This window comes from Aminobacter sp. UC22_36, from assembly GCF_044056035.1.
Taxonomy (GTDB): Bacteria; Pseudomonadota; Alphaproteobacteria; order Rhizobiales; family Rhizobiaceae; genus Aminobacter.
In genome coordinates this window covers 1,434,776-1,459,726 of sequence record NZ_CP171996.1, presented here as the reverse complement: position 1 = coordinate 1,459,726, position 24,951 = coordinate 1,434,776, and the positions used below count along the sequence as shown (strand labels likewise).

Annotated in this window: 22 protein-coding genes and 2 pseudogenes; 12 read left to right on the top strand and 12 right to left on the bottom strand. The window is 64.5% G+C overall.

Features of this window, described 5'->3' with window-relative positions; translation table 11 throughout:
• Nucleotides 1-49: 49 nt before the first annotated feature.
• The gene (locus tag ACHMW7_RS10330) at nucleotides 50-502 is read right to left on the bottom strand and encodes a hypothetical protein (RefSeq protein ID WP_395450155.1); all 453 of its coding nucleotides are present in this window, start codon (nucleotides 500-502) and stop codon (nucleotides 50-52) included.
• A gap of 73 nt (nucleotides 503-575) precedes the next feature.
• Between ACHMW7_RS10330 and ACHMW7_RS10325 the strand changes: the two genes are divergently transcribed.
• A complete protein-coding gene (locus ACHMW7_RS10325; RefSeq protein WP_395451307.1) occupies nucleotides 576-1,007 on the top strand; it encodes a MarR family winged helix-turn-helix transcriptional regulator in 432 nt (143 codons plus the stop codon).
• 48 nt (nucleotides 1,008-1,055) lie between these two features.
• Here the strand turns inward: ACHMW7_RS10325 and ACHMW7_RS10320 are convergent, their stop codons facing one another.
• A complete protein-coding gene (locus tag ACHMW7_RS10320; RefSeq protein WP_395450154.1) occupies nucleotides 1,056-1,508 on the bottom strand; it encodes a hypothetical protein in 453 nt (150 codons plus the stop codon).
• A 153-nt stretch (nucleotides 1,509-1,661) separates the two neighbouring features.
• Here ACHMW7_RS10320 and ACHMW7_RS10315 point away from each other — a divergent pair.
• The 4 genes and pseudogenes from ACHMW7_RS10315 (at nucleotide 1,662) to ACHMW7_RS10300 (ending at nucleotide 7,241) form a co-directional block, all read left to right on the top strand.
• Nucleotides 1,662-3,048, top strand: a pseudogene (locus ACHMW7_RS10315) (aspartate aminotransferase family protein).
• A 30-nt stretch (nucleotides 3,049-3,078) separates the two neighbouring features.
• Nucleotides 3,079-4,467, top strand: a complete 1,389-nt coding sequence (locus ACHMW7_RS10310; RefSeq protein WP_395450153.1) for a glutamine synthetase family protein — start codon at nucleotides 3,079-3,081, stop codon at nucleotides 4,465-4,467.
• An 87-nt stretch (nucleotides 4,468-4,554) separates the two neighbouring features.
• Nucleotides 4,555-5,790: a putative DNA modification/repair radical SAM protein gene (locus tag ACHMW7_RS10305; RefSeq protein WP_395450152.1), complete on the top strand. Its 1,236-nt coding sequence runs from the start codon at nucleotides 4,555-4,557 to the stop codon at nucleotides 5,788-5,790.
• Nucleotides 5,790-7,241, top strand: a complete 1,452-nt coding sequence (locus ACHMW7_RS10300; protein ID WP_395450151.1) for a UdgX family uracil-DNA binding protein — start codon at nucleotides 5,790-5,792, stop codon at nucleotides 7,239-7,241. Before ACHMW7_RS10305 ends, ACHMW7_RS10300 begins: the two co-directional genes overlap by 1 nt.
• On the opposite strand, the gene ACHMW7_RS10295 is transcribed toward ACHMW7_RS10300, so the two are convergent.
• The 4 genes and pseudogenes from ACHMW7_RS10295 to ACHMW7_RS10280 all read right to left on the bottom strand — a co-directional run bounded on the left by ACHMW7_RS10295 (nucleotide 7,238) and on the right by ACHMW7_RS10280 (nucleotide 11,788).
• Nucleotides 7,238-8,503, bottom strand: coding sequence for a glycerate kinase (locus ACHMW7_RS10295; protein WP_395450150.1), 1,266 nt, complete (start codon nucleotides 8,501-8,503; stop codon nucleotides 7,238-7,240). The genes ACHMW7_RS10300 and ACHMW7_RS10295 overlap by 4 nt on opposite strands.
• Nucleotides 8,504-8,582: 79 nt before the next feature.
• Nucleotides 8,583-9,080: a heme-degrading domain-containing protein gene (locus tag ACHMW7_RS10290; RefSeq protein ID WP_395450149.1), complete on the bottom strand. Its 498-nt coding sequence runs from the start codon at nucleotides 9,078-9,080 to the stop codon at nucleotides 8,583-8,585.
• A 58-nt stretch (nucleotides 9,081-9,138) separates the two neighbouring features.
• Nucleotides 9,139-10,455 (bottom strand): guanine deaminase, encoded by a 1,317-nt coding sequence (gene guaD, locus ACHMW7_RS10285; RefSeq protein ID WP_395450148.1) that lies wholly within the window; start codon nucleotides 10,453-10,455, stop codon nucleotides 9,139-9,141.
• A 111-nt stretch (nucleotides 10,456-10,566) separates the two neighbouring features.
• Nucleotides 10,567-11,788 (bottom strand): annotated as a pseudogene (locus ACHMW7_RS10280) (urate hydroxylase PuuD).
• Between the two features lie 145 nt (nucleotides 11,789-11,933).
• On the opposite strand from ACHMW7_RS10280, the gene ACHMW7_RS10275 reads away from it, so the two are divergent.
• Entirely contained in the window at nucleotides 11,934-12,854 is a 921-nt protein-coding gene (locus ACHMW7_RS10275) for a LysR family transcriptional regulator (protein ID WP_395450147.1), read from the top strand.
• 27 nt (nucleotides 12,855-12,881) lie between these two features.
• Here ACHMW7_RS10275 and ACHMW7_RS10270 read toward each other — a convergent pair whose 3' ends face one another.
• Nucleotides 12,882-14,228 (bottom strand): serine hydrolase domain-containing protein, encoded by a 1,347-nt coding sequence (locus ACHMW7_RS10270; protein WP_395450146.1) that lies wholly within the window; start codon nucleotides 14,226-14,228, stop codon nucleotides 12,882-12,884.
• A 46-nt stretch (nucleotides 14,229-14,274) separates the two neighbouring features.
• On the bottom strand, nucleotides 14,275-14,748 hold the full coding sequence (locus ACHMW7_RS10265; RefSeq protein WP_395450145.1) for an SRPBCC family protein: 474 nt from the start codon (nucleotides 14,746-14,748) through the stop codon (nucleotides 14,275-14,277).
• A gap of 123 nt (nucleotides 14,749-14,871) precedes the next feature.
• Between ACHMW7_RS10265 and ACHMW7_RS10260 the strand changes: the two genes are divergently transcribed.
• Together ACHMW7_RS10260 and dps are read left to right on the top strand one after the other, a co-directional pair.
• Entirely contained in the window at nucleotides 14,872-15,387 is a 516-nt protein-coding gene (locus ACHMW7_RS10260) for a winged helix-turn-helix transcriptional regulator (RefSeq protein WP_395450144.1), read from the top strand.
• A gap of 207 nt (nucleotides 15,388-15,594) precedes the next feature.
• Complete coding sequence (gene dps / locus ACHMW7_RS10255) at nucleotides 15,595-16,083, top strand: DNA starvation/stationary phase protection protein Dps (protein ID WP_395450143.1); 489 nt, start codon at nucleotides 15,595-15,597, stop codon at nucleotides 16,081-16,083.
• Between the two features lie 27 nt (nucleotides 16,084-16,110).
• Here the strand turns inward: dps and xdhC are convergent, their stop codons facing one another.
• From xdhC to uraH, 4 genes are read right to left on the bottom strand one after another with little or no spacing between them, the layout of a single operon-like run.
• Nucleotides 16,111-17,064, bottom strand: a complete 954-nt coding sequence (gene xdhC / locus ACHMW7_RS10250) for a xanthine dehydrogenase accessory protein XdhC (RefSeq protein WP_395450142.1) — start codon at nucleotides 17,062-17,064, stop codon at nucleotides 16,111-16,113.
• Nucleotides 17,061-19,421, bottom strand: coding sequence for a xanthine dehydrogenase molybdopterin binding subunit (gene xdhB, locus ACHMW7_RS10245; RefSeq protein ID WP_395450141.1), 2,361 nt, complete (start codon nucleotides 19,419-19,421; stop codon nucleotides 17,061-17,063). The genes xdhC and xdhB overlap by 4 nt, the downstream gene beginning before the upstream one ends.
• A gap of 1 nt (nucleotide 19,422) precedes the next feature.
• Nucleotides 19,423-20,904 (bottom strand): xanthine dehydrogenase small subunit, encoded by a 1,482-nt coding sequence (gene xdhA, locus ACHMW7_RS10240; RefSeq protein WP_395450140.1) that lies wholly within the window; start codon nucleotides 20,902-20,904, stop codon nucleotides 19,423-19,425.
• Between the two features lie 3 nt (nucleotides 20,905-20,907).
• Nucleotides 20,908-21,273, bottom strand: a complete 366-nt coding sequence (uraH, locus tag ACHMW7_RS10235) for a hydroxyisourate hydrolase (protein WP_395450139.1) — start codon at nucleotides 21,271-21,273, stop codon at nucleotides 20,908-20,910.
• A 180-nt stretch (nucleotides 21,274-21,453) separates the two neighbouring features.
• Between uraH and puuE the strand changes: the two genes are divergently transcribed.
• From puuE to ACHMW7_RS10215, 4 genes are read left to right on the top strand one after another with little or no spacing between them, the layout of a single operon-like run.
• The gene (puuE, locus tag ACHMW7_RS10230) at nucleotides 21,454-22,887 is read left to right on the top strand and encodes an allantoinase PuuE (RefSeq protein ID WP_395450138.1); all 1,434 of its coding nucleotides are present in this window, start codon (nucleotides 21,454-21,456) and stop codon (nucleotides 22,885-22,887) included.
• A gap of 6 nt (nucleotides 22,888-22,893) precedes the next feature.
• Entirely contained in the window at nucleotides 22,894-23,736 is an 843-nt protein-coding gene (locus ACHMW7_RS10225) for a bifunctional allantoicase/(S)-ureidoglycine aminohydrolase (RefSeq protein ID WP_395450137.1), read from the top strand.
• A gap of 21 nt (nucleotides 23,737-23,757) precedes the next feature.
• Entirely contained in the window at nucleotides 23,758-24,258 is a 501-nt protein-coding gene (locus tag ACHMW7_RS10220; protein ID WP_395451306.1) for an ureidoglycolate lyase, read from the top strand.
• A gap of 3 nt (nucleotides 24,259-24,261) precedes the next feature.
• Complete coding sequence (locus ACHMW7_RS10215) at nucleotides 24,262-24,855, top strand: nucleoside deaminase (protein ID WP_395450136.1); 594 nt, start codon at nucleotides 24,262-24,264, stop codon at nucleotides 24,853-24,855.
• Nucleotides 24,856-24,951: the final 96 nt, after the last annotated feature.

Here is a 24,951-nt window from a genome sequence, read left to right as displayed (position 1 = left end):
CCAGGAAAACTGTGAAGCGCTTCCATCAGCAATTGCGCACGGCAAGACATCAGCCCGCGCGCAGAACCCTGGTTGATCTGCGCCGAAGCGCCAGGCCGTCGCGCATGTTGAGCGACAGCAGCGCGATGTTGATGGCACCGGCCACAAGTTCCAGCGCCTGCACGACGACGAAGGCCGTGTCGAAGCGGCCGGCTTCGGCCCAGCCGGCAAGCACATAGGCCGAAGGCAGCAGCACCAGAAGGCCGTTGGCGGCAATGATGCGCATGCGGCGTTTCTTGTGCTGGACGACAGGGCTCTTCCAGCCCTTGCCGAGCGAAAAGCCCGACGCAGCGGCAATCATCATCGCCGGGATGAGCACCACCATGCCGGCCAGGATCGCGGCCTTGGCCGCGGCGATGGTTTCGGCGTTGCCGGTGAGTTCGGCAGCCACAGTGGAAATCCAGAAACAGGCGACCGTGAGCAAGGCGACGCCACCGGCTGCGGCATGAAGTTTCGCTTTCATTGTCGAACCTCCAATTTATATAGCAAGCTATATATCATTGCATAGCATGCTATTCAACAACTATCTCTCGGTTATGGCTTTCCACAAAGAACGCTCCGCCGGTTTCCTCGCCAATCAGATGGCACGCCTCTTCGCCAAGGGCCTGCACGAGCGTATCCGCCCGCTCGGGCTGGCGCCGGCGCAGTTCATGACCCTGCTGGCCTTGTGGGACGAGGATGGCCTGGCCCAGAGCGAACTGGTGCGGCGGCTCGATGTCGAACAGGCGACGATGGCCAATACGCTGACCAGGATGGAACGCGACGGGCTGATCGAACGGCGGGCCAATCCCGACGATGGCCGCTCGCAGGCCATCCACCTGACGGCACGGGCGAAGGCACTGCGCGACCCTGCAACCGCGGCCGCCCGCGCCCAGAACGAAGCCGCACTGGCCGAATTCACCGACGAGGAACGGCAGACGTTCCTGGCACTGATGCGACGTGCCATATCAGCCATGCATGGCGATTGACCGTAAGCTGCGTCGCCGGCGCAACCAATGCCGACGAGCTGGCTGGAACTACTCGACCAGGCAGGTGGCGCGGCCGGTGAAATTGTAGGTCTTGCCGTCGCCGCCGCTGGCGTCGGTCATGTCGAAGATAGTAACCGAATACTGGCCGATATAGTCGCCCTCGTCGCCTGACTTGGTCCTGACCGTGACCTCGACATAGCCGTGCGGCTTGTCGCTGTCGCGCTCGCGATAAACGACCATGCGCAGCTCTTCGCCGTCGAGCCAGTATTGCGCGAGGTGCTCGCGCTCGAAGCTCATCTTGCGCAGATCTTGTGAAATCGCCTTTTCGGCTAGCTCGATGTCGCCGCGAAAATTGAACACCGGACTGCCCATGCCACGGGTGATGCCACTCTCGATGGTCAGTTTCACTGCCTCATCCTTGGCACCGCATGAGAGCCCGCCAGAGGCACCGGCCGGACCCGCCGCCAGCAGGATCGACATGACCGTCATCATAACACGCATCGGTATTCACCCCCAAAGCACAGTGTCATGATCGCCGATGTTCCGGCACGGTCAAGAGCCTGCCTGGCTGCGCCAATCGACGCCTTGCGCACGGCCAATTGCCGTTTCGCATCGGCTCTGGCTAGAGTGGCGCGCATCTGTCCAATGGGAGCCATGATGAACCGCATCGAACGACCTGATGCCACCGAAGGCGGCGTGCCGCTGTCGCGCATTGCGGAGCTTGCAGCAACGGAGGCGGAAATCTTCCGCCGCGCCCGGCCCAAATCCGAGGCCGCACTCGGCAATGGCGTGGCCGGCTTCTTCGGCGGCGTCCCGATGCACTGGATGAACGACTGGCCGACGCCCTTCCCGATCCTGGTCGACAAGGCGAGCGGTGCTGTCATCACCGATGTCGACGGTATCAAGCTTGCCGATTTCTGCTTGGGCGACACCGGCTCGATGTTCGGCCACTCGACCTGCCCCCGTCGCCCGCGCCATCCGCAGGCAGGCGAGCCGCGGCCTGACCTACATGCTGCCGTCGGAGGATTCGCTGACGCTTGGGCTATTGCTCACCAAGCGCTTCGGCCTGCCGCACTGGCAGATCGCCACCACCGCCACCGACGCCAATCGTTTTGCCCTGCGCGTCGCCCGCGCCGTTACCGGCCGCGACAAGATCCTGGTGTTCAACGGCTGCTATCACGGCGCCGTCGACGAGACGATGGTGCGGCTGGATGATGGCAAACCGATCAACCGTCCCGGGCTGGCAGGTGAGTTTCGCGACCTGACCGCCCGCACCCGCATCGTCGAATTCAACGACCTGCCGGCACTGGAAAAGGCGCTCAGCCATGGCGATGTCGCCTGCGTCATATCAGAGCCGGTGCTGACCAATTCCTGCATGGTGCTGCCCGAACCCGGTTTCCTCGAAGGCGTGCGCAAACTGACGCGGCAAGCCGGCACGCTGCTTTTGATCGACGAGACCCACACCATCTCGACCGGCCCGGGCGGCTACACCAGCAAGCACAGTCTCGACCCCGATTTGTTCGTCCTCGGCAAACCCGTCGCCGGTGGCGTGCCGGCCAGCGTCTGGGGCATGAGCGAGGAGGTCGCCGCGCGCTACGCCGACTACAACAGGACCAAGCAACCCGGCTATTCCGGCATGGGCACGACCTTGTCGGCCAATCCCCTGCAGTTCGCGGCGATGCGGGCAACACTCGAAGAGGTGATGACCGAAAAGAACTACGCCCACATGGAGACGCTGGCACAACGGCTGGCGACCGGGCTCGACAAGGCCATTCGAAAACGCAAACTGCCCTGGCACGTGATGCGGGTCGGTGCCCGCGTCGAATTCATCTGCGCGCCCGGACCGCTGCGCAACGGCGGCGAGGCCGAGCATGCGCATGCCTCAAAACTGGAGGCAGCCGTGCATGTCGCGCTGGTCAATCGTGGCGTGCTGATCGCGCCGTTTCACAATATGATGCTGGTCTCGCCCGTCACCACGACACGGCAGGTCGACAGGCTGGTTGCGGCTTTCGGCGATATTGCCGCCAAGCTTGCCGCATGAGACAAGGCTTCAGGACAATTGAGTAAGATCATGACATCTCCTTCCGGCTCGACCATCGACGAGGCCAGAGCCTTCCTCGACGCAAACCCCGACATCGAAGCCTTCGACATCGTGCTGACGGACGCCAATGGCGTCGGCCGCGGCAAGATCATCCGCCGCCACGAACTGATGGGGCTGTATGAAGGCGGCCGGCATTTGCCGATCTCCATCCTCGGCCTCGACATCACAGGCGAGGACGTGCACGAGACCGGCCTGATCTGGGACTCCGGCGACGGCGACCTCAGGGCCTGGCCGATCCCGGGCACGCTGAAGCCGATGCATGCCACCAGCCCGGCCCGCGGCCAGCTGCTGATGTCGATGTACCATCTCGACGGCGCGCCGATGACCTCGGACCCGAGGCTGGCGCTGCAGCGCCAGGTCGACAAGCTGGCGGCCAAGGGCCTGCATCCGGCCGGCGCCTTCGAGCTTGAATTCTTCCTGCTGTCCAACGAACGCGACGGCGACGGCAAGGTGCAGCCGGCCCGCGCCGTGCTCGACGGCCGCGCCTCCGGCAAGACAGAGGTCTATTCGGTCGACCATCTGCACGGCATGGAGCCGCTGTTCTCCGACATCTATGCCGCAGCCAAGCTGCAGGGCATTCCGGCCGAAACCGTCATCTCGGAATACGCGCCGGGCCAGTACGAGCTCACCTTGCGTTACCGCAAGGACGTGATGCAGGCGGCCGACGATCTGATCATGCTCAAGCGCATCGTCCGCATCCAGGCGCGCCGGCATGGCGTGACCGCGTGCTTCATGGCCAAGCCGATCGAAAAATATGCCGGCTCGGGCATGCATTTCCATGCCTCGCTGCTCGACGCCGACGGCACCAATGTCTTCACCGAGGCCAAGGAAGGCGAGTGGCAGCCGAAGCTGCTCAATGCGATCGGCGGTCTCGCCGCGACCATGGCGGAATCGATGCTGGTGTTTGCCCCGCACGCCAACTCCTGGCGCCGCTTCGTGTCGCAGTCCTACGCACCGGTGGCGCCGACCTGGGGCGTCAACAACCGCTCGGTGGCGCTGCGCGTGCCGGCCGGCGATGCCAGGAACCGCCGCATCGAGCACCGCCCCTCGGGCGTCGATGCCAATCCTTATCTGGTGGCCGCGACCATTCTTGCCGGCATCTCCAAGGGGCTGGATGAACAGCTCGATCCCGGCCCGGAGACCTCAGGCAACGGCTATGAGCAGGCCGAGGGCAGCGAAAGCCTGATGCCCGCGGACTGGCGCACGGCGATCGAGGCGGCCAAGGGCTCGGAGTTCCTGCGCGAGGCGCTCGGGCACGATCTGCACCGCACCTTCACGGCGATCAAGGAAGCCGAGTATCTGCGCGTCGCCCGCACGGTGAGCGAGCTGGACTACCACCTCTATCTGCACGAGGTGTGATCCCTAGTCGCCTTCGAGGCGATCACATTTCGCCACGTCGCGGCGAAGTCGCTGGCCTTGTCGACTCAAAGAACATATCATGAACACATGGCAGTTCTTTCGACCCGCGACAAACTCGCAATCCTTTCCGACGCCGCGAAATATGACGCTTCCTGCGCCTCGTCGGGTGCCGGCGGGCGCGACTCGCTTAAGTCGGGCGGCATCGGCTCGACCGAGGGCATGGGCATCTGCCACTCCTACGCGCCCGACGGCCGCTGCATCTCGCTGCTCAAGATCCTGCTGACCAATTTCTGCATCTACGACTGCAGCTACTGCATCAACCGCTCGTCCTCCAACGTCCGCCGCGCCCGCTTCACTGTCGACGAGGTGGTGCGACTGACCATGGATTTCTACAAGCGCAACTACATCGAGGGGTTGTTCCTGTCGTCAGGCGTCATCCGCTCGCCCGACGAGACCATGACAGAGATGGTCGAGGTGGCCAGGCGGCTCAGGCTCGACGAGAAATTCGCAGGTTACATCCACCTCAAGACGATTCCGGAAGCCTCTGCTGAACTGGTCGAAAAGGCCGGCCTCTATGCCGACCGGTTGTCGATCAATGTCGAGTTGCCGACCGACGAGGGCGTGAAACGGCTGGCGCCGGAAAAACGCCCCGAGACGATCCGTATTTCGATGGCCAGGCTGCGCTCGAAGATCGAGGAGAAAGCCGAGCCAACGCTGCGGACCAAGACGCGCGAGCGCTTCGCGCCGGGTGGGCAGTCGACGCAGATGATCGTCGGCGCCGACGCCACGCCGGATGCCGGCATCCTCAAGACCAGCGCCCGGCTCTATGGCAGCTACCAGCTGCGCCGCGTTTACTACTCGGCCTTCAGCCCGATCCCCGACGCCTCCTCCGCCTTGCCCCTGAAGAAGCCGCCGCTGATGCGCGAGCACCGGCTCTACCAGGCCGACTGGCTGATGCGCTTCTACGGCTTCGACCAAAGCGAGATCCTCGACGGTCAGCCTGACGGCATGCTCGATCTCGAGATCGATCCCAAGCTCGCCTGGGCGCTGCGCAACCGCGCCTCGTTTCCCCTCGACGTCAACCGCGCCGACAAGGAGATGCTGCTGCGCATCCCGGGCTTCGGCACGCGCGCCGTCGAACGCGTCATCGAGACCCGTCGCTTCAAGCGGTTGCGACTCGAAGACGTCGGCAGGCTATGCCAATCCATCGCCAAGGTGCGCCCGTTCATCGTTGCCGACGGCTGGTCGCCGGGCGCTGCCACCGATGCGGCACGGCTGCGCGAGACGATCGCGCCGAAGCCACGGCAACTCGAGCTGTTCTGATGGCCAGCCAGCCCGCCTTCTCCCTGGCCGCCTACACCGTGCACCTCGCCGGCCCGACCGACTTCGACGGCTGGCGCGATGCCGCGCGAAGGCTGGCCTTCAACGAGGTCAAGCCCGAGGACATCGAGTGGCACGTCGGCGGCGAAGCGACCGAGCTGCCAGCGCCGACCCCAGGTGTCGAACTCAGGGTCTCGAAAGACTTCATCGACCGCGCGGCCATCATCGCCTGTCATTTTGACAACGAACGTTTCGCCCTGCTCTACCGGCTGTTGTGGCGGCAGCGCAGCGAACCTCATCTGCTCCGGATCGCCTCTGACCCCGACGTCAGGCGTTTCGAGGCGATGGAGAAGTCGGTCCGGCGCGACGAGCACAAGATGCATGCCTTCGTCCGCTTCAGGAAGATCGGCGACGGCAACGACGAGCGCTTCGTCGCCTGGTTCGAGCCCGAGCACTTCATCCTCGAACTGGCCGCGCCGTTCTTCGTGCGCCGCTTCACCGGCATGCATTGGGCGATCCTGACGCCGCATGGCTCGGCCGAATGGGACCGCGAAAGGCTGGTTCTCGGACCCGGCGCCTCGAAGGACGACGCGCCTGCCGCCGACCAGTCGGAGGAGATGTGGCGGACCTATTTCGCCAGCATCTTCAATCCCGCCCGGCTCAAGGTGAAGGCGATGCAATCGGAGATGCCCAAGAAGTACTGGCGGAACCTTCCCGAGGCCTCGCTCATTCCGGGCCTGATAGCTGGCGCCGACCGGGCTGCAAGGGAGATGATCGCAAGGATGCCGACCATGCCCGCACCGCATCACCAGGCGATCCAGGCCAGGCACTGGCCGACGGCAAAAGATCAAGTCGAGGCTGAGGCGCGCTCCATCGACGCCCTGCGCCAGCAGGCGAGCCAGTGCCGGCGCTGCCCGCTATGGAGCGAGGCGACGCAGACGGTGTTCGGCGACGGCCCCGACAATGCCGAACTGGTGTTCGTCGGCGAGCAGCCGGGCGACCACGAGGATCTGCAAGGCAGGCCATTCGTCGGCCCTGCCGGCAAGATCTTCGAGGCGGTGCTCGGCGAAGCGGGCATCGACCGCACGGCGGTCTACGTCACCAATGCCGTCAAGCACTTCAAGTTCGAGCCGCGCGGCAAGCGCCGCATCCACAGCAAGCCGAATGCCGGCGAGGTGCAGGCCTGCCGCTGGTGGCTGGCGCAGGAGTTGAAGCTGCTGAAGCCGAGGCTGGTGGTGGCGCTCGGCGCGACCGCCGCCCAGTCGCTGCTCGACGCGCCGGCGGCAATCACCAGGCAGCGCGGCCAGACCATCATGCGCAACGACGGCCTCGCCGTGTTCCCGACGATCCACCCATCCTACATCCTGCGCCTCCGCGACCCGCAGGAAGCCGCGGCCGAGCGTTCCCGCTTCGCCGAGGATATCAGGGCCGTGCGCGCGATGATGGCTGCCTAGCGGACCAGGATCGCGCGCAGGTCGTTGACGTTGGTGCCGGTCGGCCCGGGCACGAACAGGTCGCCCACCGAATTGAACGCCGTCCAGGCGTTGTTACCGGCGAGCATCGCCTTGGCATCGACGCTTTCGGCACGCATCCGTGCAACCGTCGAGCCGTCGGCGAAGGCGCCGGCATTGTCCTCGGAGCCGTCGATGCCGTCGGTGTCGGCGGCCAGCGCGTCGATGCCCTGGAGGCCGTCGATGCCGATGGCAAAGGCGAGCAGGAACTCGCTGTTGCGCCCGCCTTTGCCTTTTGCGCGCAAGGTGACGGTGGTTTCGCCGCCGGACAGGATCAGCACCGGCTTGTTGAACGGCCGGTTGCGGGTCGCGACCTCGCGGGCGATGGCGGCGTGCACGCCGCCGACCTCGCGTGCCTCGCCCTCGATGGCGTCGGACAGGATGACCGTTTCGACGCCAAGCTCACGCGCCGCCTCGGCGGCTGCATCGAGTGAAACCCCTGCCGAAGCGATGACATGGACCTCGTTGCGGGCGAAGCGCGGGTCGGACGGTGCAGGGGCATCGGCGGCAGCCGAGTTGATATGCGCCATGACGTTGGCCGGCAGCGCGATGCGGTAGGTCTCGATCAGCCTGAGCGCGTCGGCACGCGAGGCCTCGTCGGGCACCGTCGGACCCGAGGCGACCAGCGCCGGATTGTCGCCAGGGATGTCGGAGACGACAAGCGAAACAACACGTGCCGGCCAGGCTGCGGCGGCAAGCCTGCCGCCCTTGATGCCTGAGATGTGCTTGCGGATGGTGTTCATCGCCGAGATCGGCGCGCCCGAAGCGAGCAGCGCCTCGTTGACGGCGATCTCGTCGGCAAGGGTGAGTGTGCCGGCCGGCGACGGCAGCAACGCCGAGCCGCCACCCGAGACCAGCGCAACGACAAGGTCGTCCGCGCTCAGGCCCGAAACCGTCTCAAGCAGAAGCTTCGCCGCCTCGAGGCCGTTGGCGTCGGGCACCGGATGCGACGCCTCGACGATTTTGATGCGCTCGCAAGGGGCGGCAAAGCCGTAGCGGGTGACGACGACGCCCTCCAGCGGACCGTCCCAGGCTTTTTCGAACGCAGCCGCCATCTGCGCCGAGCCCTTGCCGGCGCCGATGACGATGGTGCGGCCCTTGGGCATTTCCGGCAGATGGCGGCGGATGGTGAGCTCGGGGTCGGCAGCCGCGACAGCGGCCTCGAAGACCTTGGTGAGGAAGTGTCTGGGCTCAAAAGTGGTCATCCGGACTCTCGCTATACGCTTTGCTTGTTCATGTCGCGCCGCCCCTCATCCCCCTGCCGGGGGCGGCGCGGCGTTCAAATCATGCCGGCCCGAGCGCAAGTTCCTGGCTGGGAATGCCGAGGTGAGCGCAGATCGCCGCGACCACCACCTCATGATCCTGCCGCTCCGGCAGGCCTGAAACAGCAATGGCGCCGACGACGCCGACGCCCTTGACGCGGATCGGGAAGCCGCCGCCGGCCAGCACATAGTCGTCGATCGGCAAGGCATCGCCGACCGCAAATGTGCGGTCGGTCCGCGCCTTGTGCAGCACCATGCGGTAGCTGCTGCGGTGGAAGGTCCTGACGACGTTGATCTTGCGCCGCGCCCAGTCGGCGTTGTGGACGGTCGAGCCTGGCAGCGCGCAGTAAAACAGTGCCCGATCCCACAGGCGGATGTCGACGATGATGGGAAAGTTCTCGGCCAGCCCGCGGGCGCGGATGGCCGCGCCGATCTCGAAGGCCGTCGCCTCGTCGAAACCCTCGAAGACCAGCCGGGCTTCCTGCTCGGCGATCTTTTTCACATCCTCGGCTGCTGCCATCGTCCGCTCCTCCTCCAGGCCAGAGGTCACATGGCAGACGCGAGCCAATGACGCAAGGTCAGGCAGCCTGGTCCATGGTCGACTTGGCGGCCTTGCCGGCGACATAAACCTCGACCACGGCGCGGTCGTCGCCGAGTGTCTGCAGCAGGAACAACTCCTCGGCCAGCGTGCCGGTGCGCTCCATCCTGAGCCGCATGCCCGGCGTGGCGCGGGCGTCGAGCACCACGATATCGGCGTCGGTGCCGATTTCGAGCGTGCCCACCTTGTCTGCGATCGACAGCGCCTCGGCATTGCCGCGCGTCAGCTGCCAGTAGGAGGCCAGCGGATTGAGCTTCTCGCCATTCAGCGCGATGACCTTGTAGGCCTCGTCCATGGTGCGCAGCATCGAATAGTTGGTGCCGCCGCCGACGTCGGTGGCGGTGGCGATGCGCAGCGGCTTGTCGCGCTGGCGGTAGCGCTGGTAGTCGAACAGGCCCGAGCCGAGGAACAGGTTGGAGGTCGGGCAGAACACGGCGATCGAGCCGTGGTCGGAGATCGCGTCGGACTCACGCTCGCCGAGATGGATGCAGTGGCCGAGCAGCGTGCGTTTGCCGAGCAGGCCGTAGTGCTCGTAGACATCGGTATAGTCGCGCGACCAGGGGTAGAGCTCCTGGGTGAAGGCGATCTCGGCGTGGTTTTCCGACAGGTGCGTCTGGATGTGCAGGTCGGGATGCTCGCGCGCCAGCTGGCCGGCCATCTCCATCTGCTCGGGCGAGGAGGTGATGGCGAAGCGCGGGGTGATGGCATAATGCTGGCGGCCCTTGCCGTGCCAGTCCGCTATCAGCGCCTTGGTGTCGTCGTAGCTCGCCTGCGGCGTGTCGAGCACACCGTCAGGGGCGTTGCGGTCCATCATCACCTTGCCGGCGATGTTGAGCATGTTGCGGTCGTGCGATTCGGCAAAGAACGCCTCGGCCGACTGCTTGTGCACCGAACAATAGGCGGCAACTGTCGTGGTGCCATGGCGCACCATCTCGTCGAGGAACAAGCGCGCAATGCGACGGCCATGCTGGGCGTCGATGAAGCGCGTTTCCTCGGGGAAGGTGTATTTGTTCAGCCATTCCAGCAACTCGGCGCCATAGGCGGCGATGATCTGCATCTGCGGGATGTGGACATGGGCGTCGATGAAGCCGGGCAGGATCAGATGCGGGCGATGGTCGATGACCTTGGCGCCGCCGGCCTGGGCCGCGACCTGGGCGTAGGCGCCCACCGCGGCGATCCTGCCGTCGCGCATCAGCACCGCACCGTCTTCCTCATAGGCATAGGACGCATGGTCGTCGGCGCTGTCGGGCCAGCGCAGGAAAGACAAGGTACGGCCGCGAAGAAGTGTGGTGGTCATGATCGAACTCTACAAGCTTTCTGGCGTGGCGAAACCGCGGCTGTCGCCGCGCGTCGAATGGGGCGCGACGAGCGCGCCCCGAGCTTTCAAACTGCTGTGTCGGCGCGTGTGCTACTTCCGCGCCTGCTCGTACCAGGCAACCAGCAGTGCCCGCTCCTCGGGCGTGATCTGGGTGACGTTGGCGGGCGGCATGGCATGGCTGCGGCCGGCCTGCAGGTAGATCTCGCGGGCATGCTCGGCGATCGCGTTGTCGGTCTCCAGCACCACGCCCTTGGGCGCATGGTAGACGCCCTCATAGGACGGCTCGTTGGCGTGGCACATGGCGCAGCGGCCGAGAACCGTGTCGCGAACCTTGGGGAACTGTGCCGAGGCGACGAAGGGGGCTGTCGTCACCGAGGCGTTCTTGTCTTCGCCGGTCAAAACCTTCGGCACCGTCGACAGCCACATGATGATGATGAACACGATGCCGGCGGCGAGCCATGTCCAGTGCGGGTTGCCCTCGCGCTTGTGCAGCGTGTTGAAGTAGTGGCGGATCAGCACGCCGATGATGAAGATCAGCGAGGCGATGACCCAGTTGAATGCGGTGCCGAATGCCAGCGGATAGTGGTTCGACAACATCAGGAACACGACCGGCAGGGTCAGGTAATTGTTGTGGGTCGAGCGCGTCTTGGCGATCTTGCCGTATTTCGGGTCGGGCTTGCGGCCGGCGATGAGGTCGGCGACGACGATCTTCTGGTTCGGAATGATAGTCATGAAGACATTGGCCGACATGATCGTCGCCGTGAAGGCGCCGAGATGCAGGAAGGCGGCGCGGCCGGTGAACAGCTGGGTGTAGCCCCAGCTCATGAACACCACGACGGCGTAGAGGATGATCATCAGCAGCGTGTCGTGGTCGCCGAGCTTCGACTTGCAGAGCTGGTCGTAGATCAGCCAGCCGATGCCGATCGAGGCGAGCGAAATGCCGATCGCCACCGGCGCCGACACGTCAAGCACGTTGCGGTCGATCAGGAACAGTTCGGCGCCGCCATAATAGACGAGGCACAAAAGCGCGAAGCCCGACAGCCAGGTGGCGTAGGATTTCCCACTTGAACCAGGTCAGGTGCTCCGGCATCTGCGCCGGCGCCACCAGATATTTCTGGATGTGATAGAAACCGCCACCATGGACCTGCCACTCTTCGCCATGGGCGCCGACGGGCAGGCCGGGGTGCTTCCTCAGACCGAGGTCAAGCGCGATGAAGTAGAAGGACGAGCCGATCCAGGCCATCGCGGTGATGACATGCAGCCACCGCACGGCGAAGCTCGCCCACTCCATGAAAAACGCCAAGTCGTACATCCGCCGTCCCTTTTTCGCAGCGTGCCGATCTTACGATGCCCGATGCATTGGGGAAGTGAAAGGATTCGCGATGACTTTCAAAAAAATCTGGAAAATACTAGCGTAGCGCGGCACGGCACAAGCCGGCTATGGAACCCTGCATCGCATGGCATATCTCGACAACATCGCCGTCTTCGTACGCGTCGTCGAACTCGGCAATCTTTCCGCCGCGGGACGCGACATGCGCATTTCGCCGGCTGTCGCCTCCAATCGCATCAAGGAGCTGGAAAAGCACCTCGGCGTCAGGCTGTTCAACCGCACCACCCGGCAGCTGATGCCGACCGAACATGGCAACGTGTTTTATTCCGGCGCCAAGCAGGTGCTGGAGGCGATTACCGAGGCCGAAGCCGCCGTTTCAGCGCTTTCCGGCCAGCCCCGCGGCACCATCCGCGTCACCGCCCCGCTCGGCCTTGGGCGGCGCCTTGTCGCTTCGGGCATTCCCGAATTCCATGACAAGTACCCCGACATCGAGGTCCGGCTCCGGCTGTCCGACCACAATGTCGACATCCTCAAGGAAGGCATCGACGTCGCCTTCCGGCTCGGGCTGATCGAGGATTCGAGCCTCAGGATGCGCGGCATCATGGAATGCGAGCGCGTGCTGGTCGCAGCACCCAAATATCTTGAAAAGCGCGGCGAACCGGAAAGCCCCAACGAGCTGATCGGCAGGAAGCACGATTGCCTGATGTTGCGTTATCCCGGCTCGCGCGAATATTTCTGGACCCTGGAAACGCCAGGCGGGCCGACAAAGTTCGAAGTCCATGGCCCGTTCGATTCGGACGACGGCGACGTGCTGACCGGCTGGGCCCTGGCCGGACGCGGCATCATCAACAAGCCGCGCTTCGAGGTCGAGCCCTTCATCCGCGATCAGCGGCTGAAGGTGATCTTGAAAGAGACGCCGCCGACGCCAGTGCAGTTCGCCGCCGTCTATCCGCACAAGAAGCTGCAGGACCCGAAGGTCCGGCTGCTGCTCGACTTCATGGCCGACCGTTGCCACAAGCTGATCAAGGACATATTGGCCGGCAAGTGAGGCGGGCGGGGACGTGAGGCTAACGCCTCACCCCTCGATCGCCTGGTAGGCCGAGGTCCAGAAGTCGACATAGTGCTTGGGCGCCTCAGGCGAATCCATCAGGCGCTGGGACAACAGGACGCCGGCAAGGTCGTTTTCGGGATCGGCATAGGCTGATGTGCCGTAGCCGCCGTCCCAGCCGAAGCGCCCCGGTGTCGTAAAGAGATTGTCGCGCTTGAGCGCCACCGCCATGCCAAGGCCCCAACCCGAATTGCCGTTGAAGAACATCTGCGCACTCGCTTTTTGTTCATCGCTGAGCTGATCGGTGGTCATCAGCTCGACCGAGGCGCGCGACAGGATGCGCTCGCCACCGAGCTTGCCCTTGCCAAGCAGCATCTTCTGGAAAGCGAGGTAGTCGTCGACTGTCGAGACCAGTCCGCCGCCACCGGATTCGAAGCTGGCAGGCTTGGCAAACAAGCCGCCTTTGGCCTCATCATAGACGCCGAGCTTTCCGGTCTGGAAATCCCGGGAATAGGCGGTGGCTAGCCGGTCGACCTTCTCCGCCGGCACGTGGAAACCGGTATCCTTCATACCGAGCGGCGCAAAGATCCGCTCCTGCATGAAGGCGGACAGCGGCTGGCCGGCAGCGCGTGCGACCAGTACACCGGCGACGTCGAGACCGGTGTGGTAGAGCCAGCCCTCGCCCGGCTGATGCGCAAGCGGCAGGGAGCCGACGGCCTTCATGAAGGCGTCGGGCGAGCCGCGGAACAGGTCGGCACTGGGCGCGATGCCGGCCTTGGTCATCGCATGCTGCACCGGATAAGCGAACGGGTAGACCATGATTGCGCCGACGCCGAAACGCAGGGTGAGCAGGTCGCGCAGCGTGACAGGCCGGTTGGCCAAAACCGTATCGGTGAGCTGGGCGTCGACGCTTCTGAGCACCTTGCGGTCGGCAAGCTCGGGCAACCATGTGTCGACAGGATCGTCGAGCCTGAGACGGCTTTCCTCGACCAGGATCATCGCCGCGGCCGCGGTGACCGGCTTGGTCAGCGAAGCGATGCGGAAGATGCTGTCGCGCCGCATCGGTGCCGAACCGTTGAGCGCAAGCGTGCCGGCAGCCTCGACATGGGTTTCGCCGCCGCGGCTGACCGCCCAGACCAGACCCGGCACGTCGCCGCGCTCGACATGGCCGGCCATGACCTTGCGCATCCGTTCGAGCCGGTCCGGTGCAAAATTTCCCGCGCTCATGGCCGTGCTCCCTGTTGCAGCTGTAGTGGCCGAAGCCATCTTTGCCGGCGCCTCCTCGGCACCGGTCGCCGTCGGCGCAGCAAGAGCCGCCGACAGCGCAAATCCCTTCATCAGGGTACGACGATCCAACCCCGAAGACATACTCATGTTAGCCTCCTTGTCTGGCATCTCGCCAATTCCAGGCGCTGCCGCCCTACGCGGCAACCGCCACCTTCTCGACTTCGCCAGCCAGGATTTCGAGCAGGCCCCTGCAGCCGGCCTCACGGTCTGCGGAGCCGTCCTGTCCGTCGAGGAACGAATCCTGTTCGACATAGGTCAGCCTGGTGCCATCTCCCTCGGGCTTGAACTCGATGGTGGCGAGCGAAGCGGAAAAGGGGGTGCCGGCAAGCGCCATGACATAGGCGATGACGATGCGCTGGTCGGTGACGATGTCGAGATAGGTGGTGTCATTGGAAATCTCGGGGCCGCCCTGGAAGCGGAAACGGCTGCGCTCCGAACCGCCGACGCGGAAATCGGCCGAGAATTCGTCGACCTCCCAGCCGTCGCCCTCGGCGAACCAGCGCCGCTTGCGCTCGGCATTGGAGAAGGCGGCGAACACCTCGGCGGGCGATGCCGCATAGAAACGGTCGATGCTGAAGCTGGCCTGAACTGTTGCAGTTGCGGTCATTGTTCTCTCCATCAAAAGGCTGCTCGCCAAATGGCCTTTTTTGCAACCGGTTGCAATTACTAACTGGTTGTAAGATAGGTAAACTGATTTTATATTGCAACTGGTTTTTTGGAGACGCATTGCATGAACGTGCATCACCGGTCGGGCTGCCCGATCAACCTGACCCTCGAGGTGGTCGGCGACAAATGGAGCCTCATCGTCCTGCGCGACATGATGTTCGGCAATCGCAGGCATTTCCGCGAATTGCTGACCCAGTCCGAGGAAGGCATCGCCTCCAACATCCTGGCCGACCGGCTGCGGCGGCTGCTCGAGGACGGGCTGATCAGCAAGGCTGACGACCCCAGCCACAAGCAGAAGGCGATCTACTCGCTGACCGAAATGGCAATCGAGCTGTTGCCGGTTTTCGCGCAGATCGCCGCCTGGGGCCGCAAATGGCTGCCGGTCAGCGAGGAGCTCAGCATCCGCGCCGAGTTGCTGGAAAAGGGCGGGCCCGAAATGTGGCAGCGTTTCATGGAAGAACTGCGCACCGACCATCTCGGCGAGCCGTTATCGGAGGCGGCGCAGCGCCGGCTTCCGGTGCGCCAGGAACTGCAGGCGGCCTATCTCGAAGTGGTCGCCCGCAACGCCGCATCAGGCTGATTTTCGACTCGCGCAATTCCAGGAAAACTGTGCAGCGGTTTTCCGTCCGGAATTGCGCAAAAACAAGAAGATAGAGCGTTTCCGCGCTTCGAAGAAAGCGCAAGCGCTCTGGGCCGGCCCGGAACCGAACTGTCATGGGGCTGTTGTAGCCTGCGTGCGTCGCCTGGAAACCATCGGGTGACGCGACCAGCCATCAAGGAGCAGGCCATGATTTCGCATCCGACGCGCAATGATCTCAACTCCAACGCCAAGAAGGTTTCGATCGAACTGCTCAACGCACGGCTTGCCGATGCGATCGACCTGGCGCTGATCACCAAGCAGGCGCACTGGAACGTCAAGGGGCCGCATTTCATCGCCATCCACGAGATGCTCGACGGTTTTCGCAAGGACCTGGACGAGCACGTCGACACCATCGCCGAACGCGCCGCCCAGCTCGGCGGGGCTGCCCTCGGCACCTCGCAGGTCGTCGTCGAAGCCAGCAAGCTGAGGCCCTACCCGACCGATATCTCCAAGACCAGGGATCACATCGCGGCACTGATCGACCGCTATGCCGACGCCGCCAAAAGCGTGCGCGCGGCCATCGACGAGGCGGGAGAGGCAGGAGACGCCGATACGGCTGACATCTTCACCGCCTATTCGCGTGCGCTCGACAAGTCGCTGTGGTTCCTCGAAGCCCACATCCAGGAAAGCGAATAGCCGCCAGCCGGAGCTAGGCCGCGCCGGTCACTTGGCCCTGAGAACCAGCGCGGTCATGATCTCGGCTGCGGCGAGCGCGGCGATGACGGCGGGGCGCTTGTCCTTGACCCCGTCGCCGCCGATCGGGCAGACGAGCCGCGCATACTGCGCCTCGCTGCCGCCTGCGGTCTTGAGGAACCAGCTCCTGAACGTCGCCTTCTTGGTCTTGGAGCCGATCATGCCGACATAGGCTGCGTCGTCGCGCTTGAGCGCCTCGGCGACGATCAGGAAATCGAGCGCGTGGTCGTGGGTCAGCACGACGAAGGCCGTGCCAGCGGGTGCCTCGCGCACCATCTCCTCGGGCATCGGCGTCAGCCGCGTGACGACATTGTCGGGCATGCCTTCGAGCGCGTCAGCGCGGGTTTCGACGACGACGACATTGAGCGGCAACAGCGCAAAGGCCGATGCCAGCGCATGGCCGACATGGCCGCCGCCAAAGACATGGACATGCGGACGCGCCGCATCGGACGCTTCGGCACTGGCCAGCAGCTCGGCGCGCATCGCCCCGTCGACATTGCTGATGGCGACCTCGACCCGACCGCCGCAGCACTGGCCGATCTCCGGCCCGAGCGGAATGTCGAGGGTGATTTCTTTACCCTCCCCCTTGTGGGGATTGTGGGGAGGGTCGGCGCGCGGCGCCGGGGCTGGGGTAATCACTGCATGTTCGGAGGCGACCTCACCCCCACCCCGCTCGGCTTCGCGGATCGACCCTCCCCACAAGGGGGAGGGTGGGGCGTCGGCGCCCAGCATCGCCCGCGCCGTGTCGATCGCCATGAATTCGAGCTGGCCGCCGCCGATGGTGCCGAAGATGCGCTGCGGCGACACCAGCATCCAGGCACCCTTTTCGCGTGGCGTCGAGCCCTTGGCCTCGGCCACCTCGACCAGCGCCACCGCGGGTGCTGCGTCGAGGAAGGCCCTGAGGCTCTTGGCCGTCGTGCTCACTTTGCCTGGGCCGCCTCGGCCCGCAGGCGTTCGATCGCCATCAGCACCCGCTCCGGCGTTGCCGGGGCGTCGAGACGCGGGCAGATCTTGTGCTCGGCGACACTTGCCACCGCATCCGATAGCGCGTGCAGCACCGCCATGCCATGCGGCAGCGGCGGCTCGCCCACAGCCTTCGAACGGTGGATCGTCGGCTCATAGGCCTCCGACCAGTCGGTCAGCGCGACGTTGAAGATCTTGGGCCGGTCGGATGCCAGCGGGATCTTGTAGGTCGACGGCGCGTGCGTGCGCAGCCGGCCCTTGTCGTCCCACCACAGCTCTTCGGTGGTCAGCCAGCCCATGCCCTGGATGAAGCCGCCCTCGACCTGGCCGATATCGATCGCCCGGTTCAGCGAGCGGCCGGTGTCGTGCAGGATGTCGGCGCGCTCGACGACATATTCGCCGGTCAAAACGTCGACCGAGACCTCGGCGCAGGCCGCGCCATAGGCGTAGTAGTAGAAGGCGTGGCCCCTGCCCTTGGCACGGTCCCAATGGATCTTCGGCGTCTTGTAGTGGCCGGCCGCCGAAAGCTGGATGCGGTTGAGATAGGCCTGCTTGACCAGGTCGTTGAAGGAAATCTCCTGGTTGCCGACGCGCACGCGGTTGGGCAGGAACACCACCTGGTCGACCGGAACCTGATATTTCTCGGCGGCGAAGTCGGTCAGCCGCTTGCGGATCTGGCGCGCCGCATCCAGCGCCGCCATGCCGTTGAGGTCGGCACCCGACGATGCCGCCGTCGGCGCGGTATTGGGCACCTTGGCGGTGGTGGTTGCGGTGATCTTGACCCGCTCAAGGTCGATCTGGAACTCTTCCGCCACCACCTGCGCCACCTTGAGGTGCAGGCCCTGGCCCATCTCGGTACCGCCATGGTTCATGTGCACCGAACCATCGGCATAGACATGCACCAGCGCGCCGGCCTGGTTGGACTCGGTCTTGGTAAACGAGATGCCGAACTTGACCGGCGTCAGCGCCAGCCCACGCTTGATGAAGCGGCTGTTGGCGTTGAAGGCCGCGATCTCGCGCCGGCGCCGTGCGTATTGCGCGCTTTCTTCGAGCTCGGCGACGATGCGCTGGATGATGCAGTCCTCGACCTTCTGGTGATAGGGCGTGAGGTTGCGCTCGCCGACAGAACCCATCTGGTCGTAGAAATTCAGCTTGCGGATTTCGAGCGAGTCCTTGCCGACGGCGAAGGCGACTTCGTCGATGACCCGCTCGGCGCCAACCATGCCTTGCGGTCCACCGAAGCCACGAAACGCCGTATTGGACACGGTGTTGGTGTAGAGCGGTGCCGACTTGGCGTGCACGTTGGGATAGAAATAGGCGTTGTCGCAGTGAAACAGCGCCCGGTCGCCGACCGGTCCCGACAGGTCGGCCGAAAAGCCGGCATTGAGCGCGAACATGTAGTCGACGCCGAGGATGTTGCCCTCGTCGTCGAAGCCGACCTCGTAGTCGATGGCGAAGTCGTGGCGTTTGCCGGTGGCGGTCATGTCCTCGTCGCGGTCGAGCCTGACCTTGACGGCGCGCTTGTGCTTCTTGGCGGCGATGGCGGCAATCGCCGCGCACTGGTTGGCCTGGGTTTCCTTGCCGCCGAAGCCGCCGCCCATGCGGCGCACCTCCACCGTTACCGCGTGGCTCGGCACGCCGAGCACATGCGAGACGAGGTGCTGGGTCTCGCTTGGCCCTTGCGTCGAGCAATAGACAATGACCTCGTCGTCTTCGCCCGGCACGGCCAGCGAAATCTGGCCTTCGAGGTAGAAATGGTCCTGGCCGCCGAGCTTCATCCGCCCCTTGATCCGGCGCGGAGCCGCGGCAATCGCTGCCGCCGCATCACCGCGCTTGAGGGTCAGCGGCGTCGTCACCTGCTTGTCCTTCTCGGTATCGAGATCCCAGATGCTGATGACGGCCGGCAGCTCGTCATACTCGACTTTGGCCAGGCGTGCAGCCCGGCGCGCCTGCTCGCGCGTTTCGGCAACGACAGCGAAGATCGGCTGGCCGTGGAACTGCACCTTGCCTTGGGCGAGGACCGGGTCGTCATGCATGCCGCTCGGCGAGATGTCGTTTTCGCCGGGAACATCGGCATAGGTCAAGACGTCGACGACGCCGGGCGCTGCGCGCACCGCCGAAAGGTCGACGGTCTTCAGCGTGCCATGCGCGATATTCGACAGGCCGAGCCCGACATGCAGCGTGCCCGCGGGCTCGGGCATGTCGTCGATGTAGACCGCCTCGCCGGCGACGTGCTTGTGCGCGGAATCATGGCGCTGGTCGGTGTGGACGCCGCCCGAAATCTTTTGGGCCTTGAGGTTCGGAGTGTGCTGGGTCATCTCACGCGGCCTCGTATCTCGACACCTGCAGCGGTGCCTTGGTGCCGGTCGTTTCCATGTAGAAACGCAACAGCAGGTTCTTTGCCGCCAGCGCGCGATATTCTGCGGTGGCGCGCATGTCGGTCAGCGGCGTGAAGTCTTCGGCGTATTTCGCCATCGCCGCCTCGACCGTTGCTTCGGTCCATGGCTGGCCGACGAGCGCTGCCTCGACCATTGAGGCGCGCTTCGGCGTCGCCGCCATGCCGCCATAGGCGATGCGGACCTGGTCGACGGTGCCGTCCTTGGCAAGCTTCAGCCAGAAGGCGCCAAGCGTGGCGGTGATGTCCTCGTCGCGGCGCTTGGTGATCTTGTGCACGGCAAAATGCTCGCCCTTGTTTGGCACCGGCACATGCACGGCCTCGACGAACTCGCCTGGCGCGCGGTCCTGCTTGCCATAAGCGATGAAGAAGTCCTGCAGCGAAATCGTCCTGCGCACCTTGCCCTTGCGCAGCGTCAGTGTCGCGCCGAGCGCGATCAGCGGCGGCGGCGTGTCGCCGATCGGCGAGCCGTTGGCGATGTTGCCGCCAATGGTGCCCATGTTGCGCACCTGCTCGCCGCCGATGCGGTCGATCAGTGGCCCAAGTGCTGGAATGCGCTTCGACAGCGTCTCGAAGGCCTCGGTGTAGGTGACGCCGGCGCCGATCGAGATCACGCCCTTGTTCTCTTCAAGCTGGTGCAGGCCATCGATATTGGCGATGAAGACAGCGGGCGAAATGGCGCGCATGTGCTTGGTGACCCACAGGCCGACATCGGTCGAGCCGGCGACGACGGTCGCAGTCGGCTCGGCCTCCAGCACATCGGCGAGATCGTCGACGCTGGCCGGGATGACGAAGCGGTGCTTGCCCGCGCCGACTTCGACGCGGGTGCCATCCTTGAAGGCTTCGAGCCGGGTGGTGATCGCCTTGCGTTCGACGAGAAGTGGATCCCTGGCGACCTTGCCGTAGTCGGAGATGGCGCGCGCCGCACGCATGATCGCTTCGTAGCCGGTGCAGCGGCAGAGATTGCCCTGCAGCGCCTTCTCGATCAGCGCATCGGACGGTTCAGGCGATTCCATCCACAGGCCGTAGAGCGACATGACGAAACCCGGCGTGCAGAAGCCGCATTGCGAGCCGTGGAAATCGACCATCGCCTGCTGCACCGGGTGCAACTGGCCATTGCCGGTGCCGAGATGCTCGACCGTCACGACATGGCAGCCGTCGAGCGAACCCATGAAGCGGATACAGGCGTTGACGCTTTCATAGACCAGCTTGCCGCCGGAGAGCCGGCCGACCAGCACCGTGCAGGCGCCGCAGTCGCCTTCGGCACAGCCTTCCTTGGTGCCGCGCAGCGTGCGCTGGAGCCGGAGATAATCGAGCAGCGTGGCGTCGGGCGCGACATTGCCCAGCGTCACATCCTCGCCATTGAGGATGAAGCGGATATGATTGCGTGTCTTGACCGTCGCCATGGCTCAGCTCCCCCTATAGGTGGAATAGCCGAAGGGCGAGATCAACAGCGGCACATGATAATGTGTTCGCTCGGCCATGCCGAAGCGGATTGGCACGATGTCGAGGAATGCCGGCTTCGGCAGATCCGTGCCCAGGCTGCGGAGATAATCGCCGGCCGCGAAGATCAGCTCGTATTCGCCGGTCAGGAACTCGTCGCCGGCGAGCAGCGGCGCATCGCAGCGGCCGTCGGAATTGGTGGCGACCTTCTTCAGCAGCGTACGCACGTCGCCTTCGATGCGGAACAGCGAAATCGCCAGGCCTTCTGCAGGCTTGCCGGTAGCAGTATCAAGGACATGGGTGGTGAGGCGTCCGCCTTCGGCCTTCGTCATTCGCTCTCCCTATTGGCGCTGAACGCCATCGTCATAGATTTTGCGCCATTTAAGGCCATTGCATAAGGTGTGGTCGAGCAGAGCACTACAAAAAGACTTTCAAAATTTTTCGAGGGAATGTCTGCCGCACCTTTCGCTATTCTGCTCAAGTGCCCGGCAAGAATCCGGTTTTGAGGGAACATGCGTTACGTAAGAGATATGCGCGGCTACGGCGCCAACCCACCCCACCCGCAATGGCCAGGCAACGCGAATGTTTGCGTGCAGTTCGTGGTCAACTACGAAGAGGGCGGCGAAAACAACATCCTGCATGGCGACGCCGCTTCGGAAGCGTTCCTGTCGGAGGTCGTCGGTGCGGCCCAGTGGCCCGGCAAGCGCCACTGGAACATGGAATCGATCTACGAATACGGCGCCCGCGCCGGCTTCTGGCGGCTGCACCGCATGTTCACCGAGGCCAATGTGCCGGTAACAGTTTATGGCGTGGCGACTGCCCTTGCCCGCTCGCCCGACCATGTCGCGGCGATGCAGGACGCCGACTGGGAGATCGCATCGCACGGCCTGCGCTGGATCGACTACCGCGATCACGACGAAGCTGCGGAACGCGCCGACCTGATCGAAGCGATTCGCCTGCACACCGAAGTCGTCGGCGAACGCCCCAAGGGTCTTTATCTCGGCCGCACCTCGGTCTACTCGGTCCGTCTCGCCGCCGCCGAAGGCGGCTTCGAGTGGATTTCCGATACCTATGACGACGAGCTGCCCTATTGGCTCGACCATGACGGCCACGGCAACGCCATTCCCCCGCAGCTGGTCATTCCCTACACGCTCGACGCCAACGACATGCGTTTTGCCACCCCGCAAGGCTTCAATTCGGGTGACCAGTTCTACGCTTACCTCAAGGACAGCTTCGACACGCTTTATGCCGAGGGCCAGAAGGGCCGTCCGCGCATGATGAGCATCGGCCTGCATTGCCGCCTTGTCGGCCGCCCCGGCCGCGCCGAAGCGCTGCGCCGCTTCATCGAATATGTGCAGGGTCACGACAGGGTCTGGCTGGCCCGCCGCCAGGACATCGCCCAGCACTGGCAGCAGCACCATCCCTACCAGCCGCAGGCGCTGCGTCCTTCGCGCATGGCGCGCGACGAGTTCGTGCAACACTTCGGCTCGATCTTCGAGCACTCGCCATGGATCGCCGAACGCGCCTTCGAGCTGGAGCTCGGCCCGGCCCATGACAGTGCCGGCGGCCTGTACAACGCGCTTTGCCGTCCCTTCCGCTCGGCGAGCGAGGCAGAGCGCCTCGGCGTGCTGACCGCCCACCCCGACCTCGCCGGCAAGCTGGCCCAGGCGAAGCGCCTGACGGACGAGTCGACCAAGGAGCAGGCTTCCGCCGGCCTCGACGCGCTGACCGATGCCGAGCGCACCCGCTTCACCGAACTCAACGCCACCTATGTCGAGAAATTCGGCTTCCCCTTCATCATCGCCGTGCGCGACAATGACAAGGCGAGCATCCTCAAGGCGTTCGAGACCCGCATCGCCAACAACCGCGACCAGGAATTCGCCACCGCCTGCAAGCAGGTGGAACGCATCGCCTGGTACCGACTCCACGACCTCCTTCCAAGCTAAGAGACCATGGCAAACCGCTCCTACTACGCTCCGAAAGGCGGCTTGCCGCCCCAGACCGACCTGATCACCGACCGCGCCGTCTTCACCGAAGCCTATGCGGTGATCCCGAAGCGCGAGTTTTCGGACATCGTCACCAGCTTCCTGCCGCATTGGGACGCAACACGGCTGTGGGTCATCGCGCGCCCGCTTTCGGGCTTTGCCGAGACCTTCTCGCAATACATCATGGAAGTGCAGCCCGGCGGTGGCAGCGTGCGGCCGGAACCGGATGCCGGCGCGGAAGGCGTGTTCTTCGTCGTCGAAGGCGAAGTGACGGTGACCATATCAGGCAAGAGCCATGTGCTGACGCCGGGCGGCTACGCCTATCTGCCGCCGGCGAGCGGCTGGACCGTGCGCAATGCCGGCACCGAGACCACGCGCTTCCACTGGATCCGCAAGGCCTATGAATATGTCGACGGCCTCGACGCGCCCGAACCGCTGTTCCTCAACGACAACGACATCGAGCCCAACGCCATGCCGGATACGGACGGCAGATGGGCAACGACCCGCTTTGTCGATCCCAATGATTTGCGCCACGACATGCATGTCACTGTGGTGACCTTCGAGCCCGGTGGCATCATCCCGTTCCCCGAAACCCACGTCATGGAGCACGGCCTTTACGTGCTCGAAGGCAAGGCGGTCTATCGGCTCAACAATGACTGGGTCGAGGTTGAAGCAGGCGATTTCATGTGGCTGCGCGCCTTCTGCCCGCAGGCCTGCTATGCCGGCGGCCCGGGCAAGTTCCGTTACCTGCTCTACAAGGACGTCAACCGCCACATGAAGCTCGGCGCACCGTTCGCCTCGCGCCGCTGAGGCTCAGCCATGACCGGTGAGATGAAGCGGATCGTGGCCAAGCCCCTGACGCGGGAGAACTTCGCCGAGTTCGGCGAGGTGATCGACACCAACTGCGACAGCCACTACCCGATCAATGCAGGCAAATGCGAGCGCTACCATGCGCTCGCCCGTGCCGAAGCCGCCGGCCCCGACGGCCATGTCATCATCAACATCTTCAAGGGCACGCCCTACCCGTTTCCGCTGAAGCTTGCGATGGTCGAACGCCACCCCTTCGGCAGCCAGGCCTTCATTCCGCTCACGCCGCGGCCCTATCTTGTCGTCGTCTGCCACGACATCGGCGACGGCCCGGGCGAGCCGCATGCTTTCATCACCTCCCCCGGACAGGGCGTGAACTACCCGCGCAACCTCTGGCACGGCGTGCTGACCCCGATCGGCGAGAACCAGGATTTCGTCGTCGTCGACCGCGGCGGCACCGGTCCCAATCTCGAAGAGTTCCACTTCTCGCACCCTTATGAAATCGTGCTTCCGGAAGGCTTCTGACACATGGCCGAACTCTCGCTCATCGAACGCCTGTTCGACGTCATCGAACACGACATCGTGCCCAAGACCGCCGAGGGCGTGACGAAGGGCAACAAGCTGTTCGGTGCGGCCCTGCTAGCCAAGGACGACCGCTCGCTGGTGCTAGCCGAGACCAACAACGAGCTCGAAAACCCGCTCTGGCACGGCGAGATGCACTGCCTGAAGCGCTTCTACGAAATGCCCAAGGCGGATCGGCCCGAGACCAGGGACCTCATCTTCGTATCGACGCACGAGCCCTGCTCGCTGTGCCTGTCGGCGATCACCTGGGCCGGCTTCGACAATTTCTACTATCTGTTCAGCCACGAGGATTCGCGCGACAGCTTCGCCATCCCGCATGACCTCAAGATCCTGAAAGAGGTCTTTACGCTCGAGCCCGGCGGCTACAACGCCGAGAACGCCTACTGGAAGAGCTATTCGCTGCGCAAGCTGGTGCGCGAACTGCCCGAGGCCGACCGCAAGCGGCTGGAGCAGCGCGTGGCAAAGATCTCCAAGCGCTACGACGAGATGTCGGAGACCTACCAGGCCAGCAAGTCCGACAACGACATCCCGCTGAACTGACGCGAACAGGCCAGAGAAATCCGCTCCCTGGCTCATGCAACGGACTTTGCGTTTGGCAACCTGTCGCCGAGTGCATGAACCCGAAAATCGAAGTCG